Below are 18,095 nucleotides of genomic sequence, written 5' to 3' on the forward strand. Positions count from 1 at the left end.
TTTCTCTAATTAATCTAAATTTCTCTTACGCTTTCTCAACATACAGAGCACGCATAAAGATGTAATAGAGCAAAGCATCAAGAAATCCCTGCGCAAACTAGCATCCATGGTAACAACATTATGCTTTACTTTTATCTTTTCATCTTTCATCACGATTGTTTTATTATGTTTAGCCGTAAATGTGATATCGTCTGCTTTTTGATAATTCTTTGGCGCATATACCTCATGAAATACATAGTTTTTGCCTTCTTCCAGATACATGACAGTATAAGGGGTTCCATCACTTGTCCATTCCGCTATCACTTGCCCATTTTGCTTATCTAGTATTTGTAAAATAGCGCCTTTTAAGTGCTTTTTATCTTTCTCATCAATCTTATCAAAGCGCATCTTTACTGGTACATTTTCAATACGGATTTCTAAAACATCCCCATGTTTCGCAACCTTTGCCTGATAAATATGATCGTTTAAAGTATAACCGGCGACTTGCTCTTTTTCCTGTACATAATACATACCTAATTCTAAATTAGCAAAATGTGCATAACCGTTTTCATCTGTTTCCTGTTCTTTCAAGATATGTGACATATCTTTTTTATCCGATAACCTAAACGTCACATTTTTCATCCTTTGGTTTTTATTTTCACTATCTACTTTATGGATCAAAAGACTGCCTCTGGCAAGTTTATTTTCTAATGTGCTTTCTGCTTGCAGATGTACAACATAATTCACCACATCTTCACCATGCCAGCCGATTTCAAAATCATATTCTTTTTCATCCAGTACATATTGGGCATTGGTCTTAAGTTCCTTTACATAATAAACACCGTTAGGTAAATCGATCATGTTTTCTAATTTTCCTGTTTTATCAATGCCACTTGTATGTAATAACGTCCCATTAGGTATCGCAACCTTTCCCATGTAATCATAAATATCTTCTCTAGCATATATACCATAAAGAACATCTAGATAAGCATCTTCATTCTTAAAAACTTCCTGTTGTTCCAAAAGTTTCGTCATATTTAAGGTAAAATGCGGACGTTCGTTATATAGGGAAGATGTATGAATCTGAAGCTTTGTTGTTTGTGCGTCTTCAATCATGAAATAATGCTTTCTAACATCTTTTACATAACCATGTGGTGTTTTCGTTTCCATGTAATAATATGCTCCACACACCAAATGCTTACTAGCAACTTCGTCCCAATCTGATTCTAAGCTTTCAACTTTTTCATCTTTATGGTAATACAAAGTATTTCCAATTTTAATGTCTTCTGCAGCATATATCGTAATTTCTGCATGCAATAGGTTTGATGTTTCCCATACCGGACTTTCCGTCTTACCAAATTCACACTGGCCAGTTACAGTTGACATAAAGATTTCACCCGTTTTTTCCCAGACCAATTGTCCTAAGACAAGTTCATCTTTCATTTCTACGAATTGCAAATCTCCACTATCTTTTATTTCGAATTCAACATCTTGTGCTAAAGCATACCCATGTGGACTAGAAATTTCATGGAGAATATAGGTGGTATTTGGTTGTAATCCTTTTACGATATGTGGCTTGATCTTGCCTTTATCATCCTTACCATCTTGTCCAGAAATCCATGTTGCAAAAACTGCCCCAGGTTCATCTTTTGGGTAAATCATCATTTGTGCACCTTCGATTTCTTCGTCATTGGTAATATCTTTTTTGGCAACTTCTACTTCCGTGATTTCATTTTCTATAAATGCTTTATATGTTATCGAAGGAATATCCTGTCCTTGGTAATGCGCATCAATCTGTTCTTCAAAATTTGTAGAAACATACCCTATTGGTGCTTTTGTTTCTTTCAATTTATACATTGAAAGCGGCAAATCACTTATTATTGGTACTTTTCCATCTTTTGATGACGTCGCAGTTTCAATACATTCATCCTTGCGAATTAACATTTTGCCATCTACCGATACGATATCTTGCATGGCATACAGTTTAAATTCTGCATTTGCTAAAGGTTGTTTCGTATCTTTATCAAGTTTTTGTACATCAAGATGAACTTTCTGCCGTTTATTCTCAAACATACCCGCCAAAGCAAACACAATAGGCACCTCTTGGGTTTCATATTGTAGAGAAACATCATGTACTTCATTGGTTTGTATGAATCCTTCTGGCGCCTGCTGTTCTTTCACCATGTAGTTTCCAAGTGGTAACAAGTTAGAATGCGCCATACCGTTTTTATCGGTTTTAATGCTTTCCACTAATTGGTTTTTCTTATACAAAAGTGTCCCGCTGTTATCTGGAGCAAAAATATCTTCTTTAGCAAATATTGCAAATTGAGCATTTGGCAACTTTCTAGTTTCATATACAAATTGTACATTTCCTTTACCATCTTTTTTTACATCAGTCAAAACTTCTCCTTGTTTTTCTACGCTTATTTTCCCTTTAACCGAGATATCTTTCATGATGATGCAAATAACAGGAGTTGTACCATCTGGCAATGTTTCATACGCCACATTGGAACTGACTTTAAATTTTACGGGTGTCGTGTTTACCAAATAAGGTTTTGGAGCATTAGTTTCTTCTAATTGATAATTCCCTGGTTCTAAAACATCTCCAGTCATTACCGTACCACTTTCATCACTTGTCCAACTATCAACATAATGAGGGAAAGGGTTCCATTCCCAATAACCAAAATATGAATTAGTATCCAAGTTTTTTATCTTAAAGGTTGCGCCAGAAACAGCAATGGTTTTTTGTGTCTGCGCATCTTGTTTGATGATAGATATCACAGCATGGAATTTCTTATCATTGAAAATACGCCACGTTTGTGGTTCTCGCTTATCTTCTTTTATGATAACCGTAAAGTCGTCAATCCTGTAATGCTCATCAGGTACCTTTGTTTCTCTTACGATATATTCTCCATAAGGTAATTCATCACTTAATGCATAGCCTTTCTGATCAGTTTTCATGATAGCTACGGTTTTACCTTCTGCATTTTTCGCAATTGGTGCTTTATCCCATGAACCAGCTTTATTTACATCTGCTTTTAATTTGATTGTAAATTCCGCACATTCTAATAGATCAGTCTCCCCAGACCCATGATCTGATATTTTAATAAGTTCAAATGCTTGTGCTTTCACTCTTTCTAAAACAGTCTGTTTCTTGGTAATGATTGCTTCACTTTGATTTACATAGTCAAGAATAACATTGTATGTTGTAGTATCTAAAGTATAGCCTTTACTTGGAGTAATTTCTTTAATGTAATAAGCACCTAGATATAAACCATCTTTTGATGCATTACCATCTGCATCCGTCGTCATAGTAGCCACTTTATCATCTGGCTTATAAAGAATCTCACCATCTGCTGGATCCAAGATATTGTCTTTTGCATAGATACCATAAATCGCATTCGCAAGAGTAGCATCACCCAATGGCTGCTTCCCTGTCTTACTATCTTCCTTACTTATCATTATCTTTCCAGGTGTTCGTACATTAGCAAATTCCGCTGTATAAGTTTTTCCTTCTTCACGTATCTGATACTTAATTTTGGTTTCTGAGTACGCATAACCATAAGGTGCTGTTTTTTCTTTCAAATAATAATCACCATAACGCAATAGATCCGTTTTAGCCTTACCAGCGCTATTTGTAGTGATGGTATCAATGAAAGAGTCATCAGATGCCCTATATACTTCAAACACGGTATGTGCTTTTACGATTGTCTTACCTGACTTACTATCTTTCTTCACTACCTGAATATATCCTTCAATCGGCTTATCTTCAACTGTGACTTGGCTATTTTGATCTTCAGTTTTGATTGTGGCATTATAAGTACGTGTACTCAATACATATCCTTCTGGAGCTACGATTTCTTTTATGGTATAACTTCCATAAGTTAATGCTTTAGATCTTACATAAGTACCAGCTTTTGTCGTTAATTGTTGCACTTCTTTTCCGTCAGCATCATAAATGCCATAGATTGCTCCACCGATAGATGCACCATTCAAGCTATCTTTCTTCTTAATTTCGATATAGCCTTCAATTGGTTTATCTTCTGCATTAATGGTGATAACTTCTTCATTTTCTGAAACCGTCACAGGATATTTTGTTGAATTTAAGACATATCCTTCAGGAGAAGCAATCTCTTTCACATAATAATTACCAAAGCGTAGATAGCCAGATTCTGCATATCCTGTAGCTCTGGTAACTAAACGCTGTAATTCTTGGTTTTGTTCATTATAGATACCGTAAGTAGCACCTTCGATTTGTTTTCCATTCTTACTATCAAATTTCCGTAATTTTAATTTGCCTTGTTTCCATTTGTTTGTAGCTGTATAAGTAGCTGTTTTATTAGCTTCAATAGTAACTGAATGGATTGTATTATCTAAAATCAGATGATTAGGAACTTTTGTTTCTTGAATGTAGTATTTGCCTGGAAGTAATTCATTAGCAGTAACTGTTCCATCTTCTCCGGTTGTATAAGTACCTACAGAAGAACTCATATCTTCATTTTTAGATACCTTAAAACTGGTACCTGCTACTTTATTCCCATCTTCATCTATTTTAGCAAGTTTAAGAGAGCCATATTTATTCACCTTTACATCAATATATGCAAAAGTAGGGTCATTCACCAAAAATACTGCCGTCTTTTGATGACCTGCAACACCATCCCAATACATAATGGAATCTCCTTGTTTTGATGATGGTACATTTGATAAGATAATTTCTGAATTATCTTTCGCAGATGCAGTTGCAGTAATGGTTAATTTGTTGCCACTCTTAGTCACGCTCAATCCATCACTTGATTTTACGTTATATTTAGATAAAATTCCTTTTGTATCAGTCAAGGTAATTGATTCACCAATATCTAAAGTATAAGAATTACTATCAAATGATGGTTTTGTGTAATAATCATTAACATCATCCATGATCTGATTTTCAAGAGAAGTCATACTCTCACCACTAACCTGAATATAGTCACGGCGATAACCTAAGACCTTTTCCCAAATCAAATTCTGTGTAGCGGCTGCCCACTTCTTATCGGTTCTACCACTATAGCCATAACCATAATAAGAGATATGGGATAGCTTTTTAATTAATGTTTGAGATAAAGTTTTATCTATATCGTGTATCCCATAAGATACTCCTTCTGGATATCCTACCCCTGGTTCAATACAGTACACATGTTCACCATCACGATATAGCATAGCACCTTGTCCATACGCTTCACCAGCCATACTCCAACCATCCATATACTTTAATGATGTATTTCCTGCAGCATGTATAGGGGCACTATTATTTAACATCGTTGTCAAACACACCGTTCCTGCCAAGGCTAGTTTTGGCAATTTTTTTAATTTGTCTAATAAGCCCATTTCACATTTCCTCCTTTATTGCTTATCTCTGTAACCCTCTTTCATTCAAAAAGCCCAGCAATGCCGGGCTATGGTGGTTTCATCCTAAAATAGTACATGTTATTTATTTTCCTCCTTGCAGCAATAGAAAAAGAGAGCGATTGCTCTCTTTACATATACATAATATTTTAATTTATTTTTCTAAGTTTAATGTTCCATATCCCAAAAGATTGTATAAGCTTGGACATGATTTATATTATTAAATAAAGGACCGGCAGTAAAACCCTTCATCCAGTATGGACTTTTCCTATCTAATGCCAGTCTTTCGCCATCATCCATTGCAGCTTCTATCGTTGGATAAACACCATAACCTCCTTTATAATTCAAAATCGCATTACAAGGTTTGTAAGGATCTTTTCCTAACGGACATAATTTCCCATCATCTTTCTTATTACCGGAAGGTTTATCCGTTTTATTTCCTGAAGAAGACGTATCATTCTTAGCAGGTGCCTTATTTGTGCTATTTGATTCATTAGATTTATTCGTATTGTTTGTAATATTGGTGTTGTTGTTATTAGACTGTCCCGAAACATTCGATGTATTAGAATTGCTAACTCCATTATTTGTAGGTTCACTTACAGGTCTCACAACCTTCTTTTTCTTTACCACAACTTTGAAGCTTTCTTTTGCTTCATTACCATTTACATCTTTTGCAAATACCATCACTTCATAGGTTCCTGCTTTTTTTGTGTTCAGTTTGCCGCTATCTATATAATAACCATTCTTTTCAGTTTTCTTATCACTATATGCTAAATCACCATCTACAGGATCTTTTACAGTTTTTATATTATTTCTAACATCGTATTTCTCGCCTGCATTTAGAGTAACAACTTTTTTCTTAAACTTTATGATTGGATATGCGGTATCCTCAACATCTATCACCATTTGTTTTTCAAGAGTTCTGCTTCCATCTGTAAATGTAACTTTCACTTCTTGTCGTCCTATTTTATTAATATCTAGATCCTCAATCTTAGAAACGCTCACATTCTTGTTCGATTTCTTAGCATCAATCAAAACATTCTTATGAATCGCATGACCATACTCAATAACGATGTTGTCATTTATCGTTACATCAAGCTCTGGTGTACAGCCAATACAGAACACACATAAAATGAAAAGATATCTCAACTTTTTCATATTCTCCCTCCTATACCATCACTATATCATATTTCCTTACTTTTCTATAATATAATTTCCATAATAAAATTCTTATAAAATCTTCATGACTCAGCCTGAACACTTTTTGACATTATCATTGTAACATGGAAAGATGTGCAGAAAACTTGCAATTCACTGGCAAAAAACTCGCAAAAAAAAGACACACACGAATTATGCATGTCTAGAAGTCAATTTATTTTACTTCAATAATCTTCATGGTATTTGTTGCACCATTTCCAACAGGATATCCCGCAACTATAATAATTGTTTCGCCAACTTTGATTCCATGTTCTTTAGCAATTGCACGTGCCAGTTCACATTCATTGTTCTGATTATTTGCAATTTCAGAAAGAACAGTTGTAACACCCCAGTTCATAGCTAATGAACGTTGTGTCTTTTCATCGAAAGTAACAGCAATTACTGGTGCCTCCGGACGGAATTTAGAAATACGGCGTGCCGTTGTACCACTCTGTGTAAAAGCAATTACCGCAGCAACATCCAATGCCATAGCTGTATCTGCTACAGAAATAGCGATTGCATCATTTTTTGTACGCTGTGAAGTTTTAATACTTGCTTTTAAACGTTCACGATATGGTAACGTTGGTTCCATCACCTTAGCAATGCGATCCATCGTCTGTACAGCTTCAATTGGATAAGCGCCGGCAGCTGATTCACCACTCAGCATAATTGCATCTGTTCCATCTAACACAGCATTGGCAACATCACTTGCTTCTGCACGTGTAGGGCGTGGATTTCCTTGCATACTTTCTAACATATGTGTTGCTGTAACAACTGGTTTTCCCATTTCATTTGCCGTTTTAATAATCTGTTTCTGATAAATTGGTACTAATTCCAATGAAACATCAACACCTAAGTCACCTCTGGCAACCATAACACCATCCGCAACATCTAAGATTTCTCTTAAATTATCGAAACCTTCTTGATTCTCGATTTTTGGAATAATCTGAATATCTGGTTTTCCTTCTTCACGAAGAATTTTACGGATTGCCAACACATCTTCTTTACGTCTAGTAAAAGATGCAGCGATATAGTCAACACCCATTTTACATCCGAAACGGATATCAGCATCATCTTTTGCAGAAATAAACGGCATGCTTAAACGCACTCCTGGCAAGTTACAGCCTTTTCTGCTTTTCAATGTATGTGGATTCTCGATACGGCATTTTAATTCGCCTTCTCTTTTTTCAAGAATTGTCAGACGGCATTTACCATCATCAATTAAAATCGTTCCATTCACTTCTACATCGTTAAATACTTCTGGACATTGAATGTGGAATTTTTCATGTGTTCCCAACATTTTTTCACGTACGATGGTAATAATTTCTCCTGTTTCATACGTTTCAGATCCATTTTCAAAGTCACCTAAACGAACCTCTGGTCCTTTTGTATCTAATAAGATTGCAACATTCTTTCCTGTTTCTTTAACAACTTCGCGAATGTTTTTGATACGGTTACCATGTTCTTCATAATCCCCGTGAGAGAAGTTCAAACGGATGATATTCATACCGTTTTCAACCAGCTTCGTCATCATTTCTTTGCTTTCGGATGCTGGCCCGATCGTACAAATAATTTTAGTTTTTCTGTTTTCAATCATAAACTGTTTCCTTTCCTAATAACCTATTTACCTTTTATATGCTATACCAGACGCTCAAACAGATTCTGCAACTTCTTACGTGATTCTCTTGGCGTATTCAATGCCTCTTCAATAGGAACTGCAATAATCTGATTGTCTTTAATGCTGACACATTGTCCTCCAATACCCTGCATCAGCAAATCAACTGCTTTTTCACCCATACGGCTCGCTAACACACGATCCGTCGGTGTTGGTGATCCTCCACGCTGTACGTGGCCTAACACGGTGGCTCTGCCGGAAAACCCGGTATTTAAACTTACCTTCTTGGCAAATTGGTGAACATCGGTAATTTTTTCTGAAATCACAACAATTGCATGACGTTTCTTTTTGATCAAATCTAAATCACGCAATCTCTCCAGCACTTCGCCTTCCTCAAAGCCGGTTGAAGATGTAATAACGATTTCAGCACCGCACGCAATGCCTGACCAAATGGCCAAATCACCACAGCGGTTTCCCATGACTTCAACAATGGAGCATCGATGATGAGAGCTTGATGTGTCTCGCAATTTATCGACTGCTTCAACTATTGTCGTTAAGGCTGTATCAAAACCAATCGTAAAGTCCGTACAAGTGATGTCATTATCAATTGTGCCAGGTAAACCGATACAATTAATACCCATTTCAGTCAGTGCTAAAGCACCACGATAGGAACCATCACCACCGATAACAACGATTGCTTCTATTCCACGTTTTTTCAGCTGCTGCACTGCTTTTTCGCGTACATCCGGATCTTTAAATTCCGGCAATCTAGCAGAGCCTAGAATCGTTCCGCCGCGATCGATGATCTCACCGACACTGGCTTTTGTTAAAGGTTCAATATATCCCTCTACCATACCCTTGTATCCATCATAGATACCAAAGACTTCGATTCCACTGTTCAGTGCAACTCTTGTGACGGCGCGAATTGCTGCGTTCATTCCCGGTGCATCTCCACCAGAAGTTAAAACACCTATGCGTTTTACCATAAAAATTCCTCCATTCACGGTTATTATGATACCATTTTCTTACAATTTTTACTAGCATTTATTTCCTTCTTGAATTACCTTTTACAAAAATTTCAGTTGATAATGTAGAAATTCGCTCTAAAAGCCGTTCTGCAGCCATTGGCTCCATCTGTTTTCCATTACCCAGTGCCCATTTTTCCTTTAATTCCTGCATCCGATAATTACTTGTAAAAATTGTTAATTTCTTACCTTCCATACGCCCATCTAAGATAGGCAATAGGATATCATCACGACTCCATGAGGTAACACTTTCTCCACCAATATCATCCAAAACTAAAACATCTACATGCCGTATACTAGCCAGTTTTGCTTCCATAGCTAGCGGTTCTTGAAACATCATTTTTAAATCAGATATGAGCTTTGGTACATTGACAAAAGATACACTACGCTTTTTTTTCGCAAAATAATTACACATACCGGCGGCTAAATAGCTTTTCCCTGCTCCCGGTTTCCCCCATAAGTATAACCCTTTTGAGCTATCTTCATCCATGATGGTCTGCAATACCTGCATGACAACGCCTTTATATTCACCGCTTTCTTCTTTTAGATCCAGTTTTGCCAGATCCACACATAAATAGGATTGTGGCATATCACATTGGCGATATTGTTTTTCATGCGCATATAACTTTTGTTGTTCGATTTGATAATGACAAGGCACCAGTACATTTTGTAAGATACCATCATAGCGTAACTCCATACGTGTTCCTGTCATCGGTTGACGACAAAAGCTTATGCCCTGGCAATGCTCACATTTCTTCATTACATCGCAATAATCTTGAAATCTTCCACTATGTGCTTCGACAAAAGCAGCAGTTTGATCATACTGTTTCAGCCATTGTTTAATCTGTGGTTGCTTTATAAGAGCAGCCACACGCTTTTGTTTTGCTTTTTTTTGTTCTTCACTTAATGTGAAGGAAAACTCCACAGGTTCCATCATTATTCACCTCGCAGTCGCTCCATCATCTCTTCTAATTCTTTATCATCTACCGTCTTGTTAGCCTTTTCACTGCCTTCATCCTCTTGTTGAAACCATTCCGGCAGTTCCTTCTTCTTTGTTTTAATTGGTTTTTGTTCTTCTTCCTTAATATGTGCTAATGCTTTTTCACTCGTATCAATGTTTAAACGTACCCAAACACTAGCGATTTTTTCAACATATGACTTACTGAAACGCTGATTTGTTTTTTCCAATACATATTCAATCAATACATTTACAACTTCTGGTTTCATCTTAAAATCAGTGATTAGCGTTTCTATCAAATAGGCATCACTGCGGCTAACTTCAATCCCATGCTGCTTACTTTGTAAAAAGCGCACCGGTGGTAAAGCATATGGATTTTTCACATCAAGATCAACCATAACACTGCGTTTGGCATTGCGCACCTTACGTTTCAATAGTTCGGCATTTAATGTATTATCTTTTAAATTCATACTTTGCGATACATATTTTCGCATATCCATTTCTGAAATACCATGAATAGTGGCCAATTCTCCAATTAAGCGAAGATTTTTTTGATTGCGACAGGTAAGCGGAAACAGTGTTTTTGAATATCCTGTTAAAAAGCGATCATAATTGAAACTTAATGGAATATCGCTCATCCGCTGCATATCATCCTCATCTGGCTTTAATTTCTGAAAATTCTCTTCTTCACTGTCTTTCCACTGATCTTTAATGATATTTTCAAAAGGCATGGTGATTTCCTGATATTCTTCCTTATCTTCCAAATCATGAGCAAAGCACAGTTTATTGAATTCATATACCTGTTTTCCCATTTGTTTAAGATATAAACGGCCAAACACCTCATGTCGTAAGAATGTATTACCTTCTTTTGGCATGAATACCTGATAAACATATTGATCATCAACAGCACGATAATACGTTTTTACTAACAGATATTGTTCCAAAATATGGCGATTTTTCTCAATGACCTCTTTGCTGAGACCACTGATTTTTTCTATCAAGAGATGATTGCGTATTTTTTGGTTTCTTGTGCCAATGGCAACCATGGTGCTATAAAGTATCGCTGCATCTTGACCAATCAAAGGATAATACAGCATGACAAACGCAGCATGGCGTTCCTGTGTCATTTCGCCGATGACTTCAATGCGGCATTTCGTCATAGCCCCCACAGCATCACCTCCTAATTACTTTCAGTATATCACAAATCTGCCTTTCCAGATTTTCTTTATTCGAATTATTATACAAAACAACATCCGCTTTCGCTATCTTAGCTTCTTGCGACATTTGATGTGCTAAGCGTCGCTTCGCCTCTGCTTGTGATATATGACGATACTTCATCAAACGTTCTAATAAAAGCGAGTTTTCACAAGCCACGACCCATACAGCATCAAAAAAGGCTTCCCAACCTACTTCAAATAGCAATGGTACTTCAACAACAACGATTTTCTCATCCGCATGTAATAAGAGTTCCTGCTCAATTTTGGCTTTGATCAAGGGATGCAAGATGGCTTCAGCCTGTTGTTTATGTAAAGGATCTTTAAAAATTAAATCACTCATGAGCTGTTTATCAAGCTCTTCATGCTCATCTAGCAATTGATTACCAAAAGTCGCTATTAGCTTAAGATAACCTTCTTCTCCTTTTTCAAGGAGCTTCGCATTGATAGCATCACAATCTAAAACGGTAATACCTTTTTCTTTTAATATTGCGATCACACTGGATTTACCAGCTCCCATCACTCCGGTCAAACCTATTTTTTTCATCGTTTTCGCTGGCATGTCGGACAATAACAGGTACCTCTGGTCGCTACTGTTATTTTTTTGATTTCTCCTTGACATACCGGGCATTTCTCTCCTTTTTTCGCATGTACTTTTAATTTCAATTGAAACCTTCCATCCACGCCAAGACTTGAGGTGTAAGAACGTATTGTCGTACCTCCATAACGAATAGCCCCCTGTAAGATTCTTCTCGTTTCCTGCAACAGCCGTTCAAAATCTTTTTTTCGTAAATGATAAATCTTAGTTTCTGGATGCATACCTAGTGCAAAGCAAATTTCATCAGCATAAATATTACCAATTCCTGCAATTACGCTTTGATCCAGTAGAGCAGCTTTTAATACGATCTTTCGTTTATGTAATGCATGATATAAATAAGTGGGTGTTAAACGTTCATCAAAGGCATCTAAGCCAATATTTTGAAAGCATGGATACTGATGGATATCCTTACGTTTCTCATATAAATACATTTTGCCGAATTTGCGAGTATCATGATAGCGCAATTGTCTGCCATCCTGTAAATCAAACAGCACATGCACATGCTTATCATAAGGCTCATCACTTTTTTGAATATAAAACTTCCCTTCCATGCGCATATGGGCAATCCACATCATGGAACCTAAATCAAATAATAAATACTTACCATAACGTTCATAATGCTGAATCGTTTTGCCTTTGATCTGTGCACAGAACGTTTGGGGTGTAGGATAAGCAATAATGTTATCCCATAATACATGACAATCCTTGATCGTCACATTGCCCAGTTGATGTTCTAAGGTCCTGACTACAGTTTCTACCTCAGGTAATTCTGGCATATCTTCACCTACTTTGCATCATACCAACTCTTGCCGATATTTGCTTGTGCAATGAGCGGTACTTTTAATTTCATAACATTTTGCATGCCTTCTTCTACAATTTGTGTCATCTTATCAATTTCATCTTCACATACATCAAAGATAAGCTCATCATGAATCTGTAAAATCATACGCGATTTCACCTTTTCTTCCTGCATTTTTTGATAGATGTGTATCATCGCCATTTTAATCAGATCTGCAGCGCTTCCTTGTATTGGTGCATTCATAGCCGCCCGTTTTCCAAATTCACGCATCATATAATTTTTATCTGCTATCTCTTTTATGTAACGACGTCGATTATATAATGTTTTCACATAGCCATGTTCTTCACAGTAAGCAATAGTCGCATCCATAAAGGTTTTGATCTTCGGATAGGAAGCAAAGTATTTTTCAATAAAGGTATGAGCTTCTTTCCGTGAAATGCCCAATTGCTCACTTAGACCGAAATCACTTTGTCCATAGACAATACCAAAATTCACGGTTTTCGCACTGCGACGCATATTGGCATCTACTTCATCATGTGAAACATCAAATATTTGCATGGCTGTTTTGGTATGAATATCGATATCATGGTTAAACGCATCGATCATCTGTTCCTCATCTGCCATATGTGCCAACATCCGCAATTCAATCTGTGAATAATCAGCAGATAACAGAACATGTCCCTCACTTGCCACAAAGGCTTTGCGGATACCTTTTCCTTCTTCATTACGTACGGATATATTTTGTAAATTAGGTTCTGAAGACGATAATCGTCCCGTCTGTGTCTGAATCTGATTGAAAAGCGTATGTATTTTCCCATCTGCCAAAATATGTTTTGCCAAACCGATTGCATATGTACTATAAATCTTCTGATATTTGCGATGCTCCAACAACAGAGGAATGATTGGATGTACATGCACAAGTTTTTCTAAGACATCGGCTGCTGTACTACGTTTCTTGCCTGCCTTTAAACCTAATTCATCATACAATACAGATGCCAACTGCTTAGGTGAATTGATATTGAACTCCATCCCTGCTATTTCATAAATCTGCAAACTTAACGCGTTGATCTTAGCTTCTGTTTCATCGGCAATTTTTTGTAAAACTGCCTTATCACAATATACGCCTTCTTTTTCCATGGCATACAATACGCGCGTTAATGGCATCTCAATTGTATCAAACAAATCCTTCATTTCCATTTCTTGCAAGGTTTCATCTAATAAAGCTACAATACTATATAAATTTTCTGCCTGCAACATAGCATATTTGCTTTGTTGCGCAAAATCGATGAGTTTTGGCTTCCCTTTTTTGCCATAGATATCCTCTTTATGAATACTTTGATCAAAGTGATATTTTTCTGCCAACTTCTCATAATCAGAAATGGTTTGATCAACTAAAAAGGCTGCCAGCATAATATCAAAGTTCACATCTGCTGCGATTAGGTTATTTTTATGACAAGCATGATAGAAGTTTTTCGCATCATAAACCGCCTTGTCATTTTTTGTAGCTAGATACTGTAAAAACGCCGGATCTTTTCTTGCATCTTCTAAAGTGATGTATTCATTTTTATTTTCTTTGCTTAATGCAAAACCATATAATGTAGCATCATAATAATTTTCATTATCGATATCTGCATAAACAACACTATGTCCATCATAAAATGCTTCTGATATCTTTTGCACTACTGCATAGGTTCCATCACGCGTTACCTCTTCTTTTTTACGTGTATTTTTTGCAAAACTATTCATTTCATATTTTATATAAAAATCATGCAGTTCTTCTTTGGGAGGCTGCAGCATCAACGCTGTAATATCAATAGGCAAGGTTTCATCGGTTTTAATTGTTGCCAGATATTTTGATAAAAAGGCTTTTTCCCTATCTGTTTCCAATTTTTCTTTCAGTTTTCCTTTGATTTCCTCAATGTGAGCATAAACATTATCAACGGTATCATATTCCTTTAACAGTTTTAATGCTGTCTTTTCGCCAATACCTTTTACCCCTGGGATATTGTCTGCACTATCTCCCATCAATGCTTTCAAATCGATAATCTGTGAAGGCTTAATCCCCATTGTCTCCATCAATTTTTCTTCATTCATGACCTCAATTTCACTGATACCTTTTTTCATTAGATAGACATCGGTCGTAGGATCAATCAATTGTAATAAATCTCGATCACTTGATAAAATATGAATCTCTAATTCAGGATGCTGTCGTGCCATGCAGCCTATGATATCATCTGCCTCAATACCATCGCATTCATAACGCTGTAAACCATACGCATCCAAATATTCACGAGCAATTGGAAACTGCACGATCAATTCTTGATCTAATTCTTTACGTGTCCCTTTATACTCCGTATAAGTTTCATGGCGAAAGGTTGGTTTTCCACTATCCCAAGCCACTAACACCATATCCGGATGTATCATATCAAAGGCTTTATTAATCATTGTGATAAAGCCATATACTGCATTTGTCGGTATTCCATTGCTGGTTTTCATCATGCGTCCATATACGGTTGCATAATAGGCACGAAACAGCATGGAATTTCCATCAATTAATAATAGTTTTTTCATAAGCTCCTCCATATTTATTTACATTGCTTTCGATAGCATGCATTTTTATCTTTTCTTGATTATTTTACCACGTCATAGCACTTCTAGCACGCTTTCTACTTGGAAAGTAAGAAAACTTTATCCTGCTATAACACTGCTGATTGCTCTTTTTTATATGACAATCCACTACATCTTTGCTTCTTAATGAATCTTTCTTTTATGATTTCATGATGCATTTCTAAACAAAACATGTTGCAATGCCTTTACATCTTCTTCTTTATATCCTTATCCATGAGAGCGAATGGAACATGCTTAATTTGCATAGTATTACAGCAAACGCAAGAAAAAGGTCGTGTTGACCTTTTACGATGCAATGGATTCTAAGGTTTCCAAATTTTTATACATGATCGACATATAGTCTTTTCCAGCCTTTTGATCACTTTCTTTTAAACTGGATACATTATTTAACTCAACGGGAATTAAACCAAGCTCCTGGATTAATTTTTCTCTGAGCCTTACCATATCTTCTGGCAAATTAGATTCCATTGCCATATAACGCACATGATCATTTCGAATACGCTTTTTTATGATTTCTAACTGATCCTTGGTTGGCAAGGCACCATATTTTGATAAAATGACCGGATATACTTCTATACCATAAGACTTCTGCCAATTTCCAAAACTTGGCGTCATGGATACAAAAGCAATATTTTTATGCTGATCGTGAATACTTTGAAAATCGGCATCTAAACGAGCAAGATCCATTTCCAATTGATCATAATTTTCATCAAAGATCTTCTGATATACCGGATATTTATCAACCAGATAATCGCGTATATCACTCGCCATGCTGGTCATGGCAACCGGATCCATCCACAACATAGGGTCATTATCATAAGTTTCTACACTGTCAAAACTTTCTCCTTCATAATAAGGCGACTCTACGATAGCACTGACATCATTTACATAGGTCGTTGTATATCGTTGAAATTTATAGATGGCACTTTTAGTAGCCAAATCTACCATATCCGTCTCTTTACGAATATCATCCGCATACATCTGCATATAAGGCTCTAAGGAGCCAATGTAAAACAATGCATCTGCAGATGCTAGAATATCCTTATAATTCGCTTTGATCTGTGCTCGTTGGATCATTGTATTTTCGCTTATATCCTGACTTTTTACATTATCAGCGCCAATGCGTTCTACTAAATACTGTACTGGATATACAGTGGTTGCAACACTTGGCGTTTTTTCTTCACAACCGCTTACTAAAAGAATGCTCAGCAAGGAAACAAATAGTAATTTCTTTTTCATAAGGTCTATGCCTCCTTGCCTCAAATTATAACATAATTCGCAACTATCGCCTACTCCTGTTTTCAAAGAAATACGACTTCAGCCACTCTTCCTCTTTCATCCATCCGCGCGAACATTTTAAGATATTATAGCGTCCCCGATATAAGTCATGATGCTCATGGAAAAGAGGCGGATAAGGGATTGGGTGCAGCAAACGATAATGATAGAAACGCAGAGTATCACAAGGCAAATTTTTCCAAGCGACATATTGTTCACATAGTAAACAGATGCACAATAACCACATCGAAATACCCTTACAAAAAGAAGAACACATAAAGAAAAGCAACAGCAAAAAGCTGCCGAAATAACAAATACGATTCGCAGTTTGAAATGGAAAAAAGCAATGCAAAAAATTTTGTAACAGACGTGCTCCGTCCAAAGGATAAATCGGCAATAAATTAAATACAAGCAATGCGGCATTGATCTGTAACAGATACGTATAAAATGCCAGTGATAAAACACCTTGTTGATACAGAAAGGAAAGAAGCAATGGCTGTAGCATATGAGTGAATGGACCGGCTGCTAATATAAGTGTTTCCTTGATTAAGCTGCCATAGCCAATATAAGATATCTGAGCGGCCAAACCAAAAGGATATATGATAATTTTTCGAATTGGATAATGAAAAAGCCGGGCAATCAAAATATGCGCCAGCTCATGAATGGTCAACATCATAAAAATATACAGAACGATTTTTTGCATAGGTACGATCCGTAATAGGAACAGATATGGCAACCATAAAATGGATATACTAAACGGAATTTTCCGCAAGACCTTTTTCATAGGAAATCTCCTTATTATCTTTTAGAAAATCAATCGTTATATGATTTTCATACGTGCCTAGCATCTTCCCTTTCAGAATACGTTCATCAGCCTTTACATTGACTTCTTTTAAATGTCCATAGGTTGTCACAACACCATTATCCTGTTTTAAAGATACACTGCATTCTCCAGAATCACTCCGTTGTACATGAAGTACTACACCATTAAAAACCGCATATGCACTATTTGTGCCATTTTGATATTGATTATCCTTGATTGGCGTATAGGCAGGTGCAGCACTGACAGCTTCTTCTTTTAAAGAAAACCAATTATCAAAAGGTATCCATTGTGTCAGTGAATCCAATTTGAAATTTTGAATATATGCCGGCATCTCGATCAGCTTCAGCTTGGCATTTAACATTAACGCCAACACGACCACACAAATCCCCATTGCCAGCATCACCGTATGATAAAACAGGCGAAATAGGGAGAATGAGTGTTCCTTTTCTGTTGCTTGTGTTCCTCTTCGTTTACGTATACGTTTTCTTACATCATTCAGATCGCTCATATCATCCCTCCTACAATACAGCATATGCAAAAACATAACCAACTAGAACAGGGTAACAGGATAAAAAAAAGAGGAAATGCATCCTCTTCTTGGT

The 18,095-nt window shown here is 36.5% G+C and carries 12 protein-coding genes; all 12 read right to left on the bottom strand.

The genetic code is table 11. The features are described from left to right. Positions 1-9: 9 nt before the first annotated feature. Positions 10-5,343, bottom strand: coding sequence for a SpaA isopeptide-forming pilin-related protein (locus tag KJS44_RS08470; RefSeq protein ID WP_008687948.1), 5,334 nt, complete (start codon positions 5,341-5,343; stop codon positions 10-12). Positions 5,344-5,529: 186 nt separating this feature from the next. Continuing rightward, positions 5,530-6,519, bottom strand: a complete 990-nt coding sequence (locus KJS44_RS08475; protein ID WP_008687947.1) for a hypothetical protein — start codon at positions 6,517-6,519, stop codon at positions 5,530-5,532. 214 nt (positions 6,520-6,733) lie between these two features. After that, positions 6,734-8,155: a pyruvate kinase gene (gene pyk / locus KJS44_RS08480; RefSeq protein ID WP_008687943.1), complete on the bottom strand. Its 1,422-nt coding sequence runs from the start codon at positions 8,153-8,155 to the stop codon at positions 6,734-6,736. A 41-nt stretch (positions 8,156-8,196) separates the two neighbouring features. After that, positions 8,197-9,159, bottom strand: coding sequence for a 6-phosphofructokinase (gene pfkA, locus KJS44_RS08485; protein WP_008687942.1), 963 nt, complete (start codon positions 9,157-9,159; stop codon positions 8,197-8,199). Between the two features lie 58 nt (positions 9,160-9,217). After that, entirely contained in the window at positions 9,218-10,135 is a 918-nt protein-coding gene (locus tag KJS44_RS08490) for an ATP-binding protein (protein ID WP_008687941.1), read from the bottom strand. Next, positions 10,135-11,316, bottom strand: a complete 1,182-nt coding sequence (locus KJS44_RS08495) for a DnaD domain protein (protein ID WP_008978542.1) — start codon at positions 11,314-11,316, stop codon at positions 10,135-10,137. Before KJS44_RS08495 ends, KJS44_RS08490 begins: the two co-directional genes overlap by 1 nt. Positions 11,317-11,329: 13 nt before the next feature. Then, positions 11,330-11,917 carry a dephospho-CoA kinase gene (gene coaE / locus KJS44_RS08500; RefSeq protein ID WP_008687939.1) on the bottom strand — a complete coding sequence of 196 codons (588 nt, stop codon included), beginning with the start codon at positions 11,915-11,917 and terminating at the stop codon, positions 11,330-11,332. Next, positions 11,914-12,744: a DNA-formamidopyrimidine glycosylase gene (mutM, locus tag KJS44_RS08505; protein ID WP_008687938.1), complete on the bottom strand. Its 831-nt coding sequence runs from the start codon at positions 12,742-12,744 to the stop codon at positions 11,914-11,916. The genes coaE and mutM overlap by 4 nt, the downstream gene beginning before the upstream one ends. Positions 12,745-12,752: 8 nt before the next feature. Further along, positions 12,753-15,338 (bottom strand): DNA polymerase I, encoded by a 2,586-nt coding sequence (gene polA / locus KJS44_RS08510; RefSeq protein WP_008687937.1) that lies wholly within the window; start codon positions 15,336-15,338, stop codon positions 12,753-12,755. A gap of 342 nt (positions 15,339-15,680) precedes the next feature. Continuing rightward, positions 15,681-16,634, bottom strand: a complete 954-nt coding sequence (locus KJS44_RS08515; protein ID WP_008687935.1) for a metal ABC transporter substrate-binding protein — start codon at positions 16,632-16,634, stop codon at positions 15,681-15,683. 43 nt (positions 16,635-16,677) lie between these two features. Next, entirely contained in the window at positions 16,678-17,454 is a 777-nt protein-coding gene (locus KJS44_RS08520; protein WP_008687933.1) for a site-2 protease family protein, read from the bottom strand. Then, positions 17,423-18,001, bottom strand: a complete 579-nt coding sequence (locus KJS44_RS08525; protein ID WP_008687931.1) for a M23 family metallopeptidase — start codon at positions 17,999-18,001, stop codon at positions 17,423-17,425. Before KJS44_RS08525 ends, KJS44_RS08520 begins: the two co-directional genes overlap by 32 nt. Positions 18,002-18,095 lie beyond the last annotated feature (94 nt).

Source organism: Longicatena caecimuris (genome assembly GCF_018406465.1).
Classification (GTDB): Bacteria; Bacillota_I; Bacilli_A; order Erysipelotrichales; family Erysipelotrichaceae; genus Longicatena; species Longicatena caecimuris.

Coding starts and splice junctions, on each gene's coding strand:
- mutM (WP_008687938.1), bottom strand. CDS start 12,744: ATGCCAGAATTACCTGAGGTAGAAACTGTAGTCAGGACCTTAGAACAT.
- KJS44_RS08475 (WP_008687947.1), bottom strand. CDS start 6,519: ATGAAAAAGTTGAGATATCTTTTCATTTTATGTGTGTTCTGTATTGGC.
- KJS44_RS08495 (WP_008978542.1), bottom strand. CDS start 11,316: ATGACGAAATGCCGCATTGAAGTCATCGGCGAAATGACACAGGAACGC.
- coaE (WP_008687939.1), bottom strand. CDS start 11,917: ATGAAAAAAATAGGTTTGACCGGAGTGATGGGAGCTGGTAAATCCAGT.
- KJS44_RS08490 (WP_008687941.1), bottom strand. CDS start 10,135: ATGATGGAACCTGTGGAGTTTTCCTTCACATTAAGTGAAGAACAAAAA.
- polA (WP_008687937.1), bottom strand. CDS start 15,338: ATGAAAAAACTATTATTAATTGATGGAAATTCCATGCTGTTTCGTGCC.
- KJS44_RS08525 (WP_008687931.1), bottom strand. CDS start 18,001: ATGAGCGATCTGAATGATGTAAGAAAACGTATACGTAAACGAAGAGGA.
- pyk (WP_008687943.1), bottom strand. CDS start 8,155: ATGATTGAAAACAGAAAAACTAAAATTATTTGTACGATCGGGCCAGCA.
- KJS44_RS08520 (WP_008687933.1), bottom strand. CDS start 17,454: ATGAAAAAGGTCTTGCGGAAAATTCCGTTTAGTATATCCATTTTATGG.
- KJS44_RS08515 (WP_008687935.1), bottom strand. CDS start 16,634: ATGAAAAAGAAATTACTATTTGTTTCCTTGCTGAGCATTCTTTTAGTA.
- pfkA (WP_008687942.1), bottom strand. CDS start 9,159: ATGGTAAAACGCATAGGTGTTTTAACTTCTGGTGGAGATGCACCGGGA.
- KJS44_RS08470 (WP_008687948.1), bottom strand. CDS start 5,343: ATGGGCTTATTAGACAAATTAAAAAAATTGCCAAAACTAGCCTTGGCA.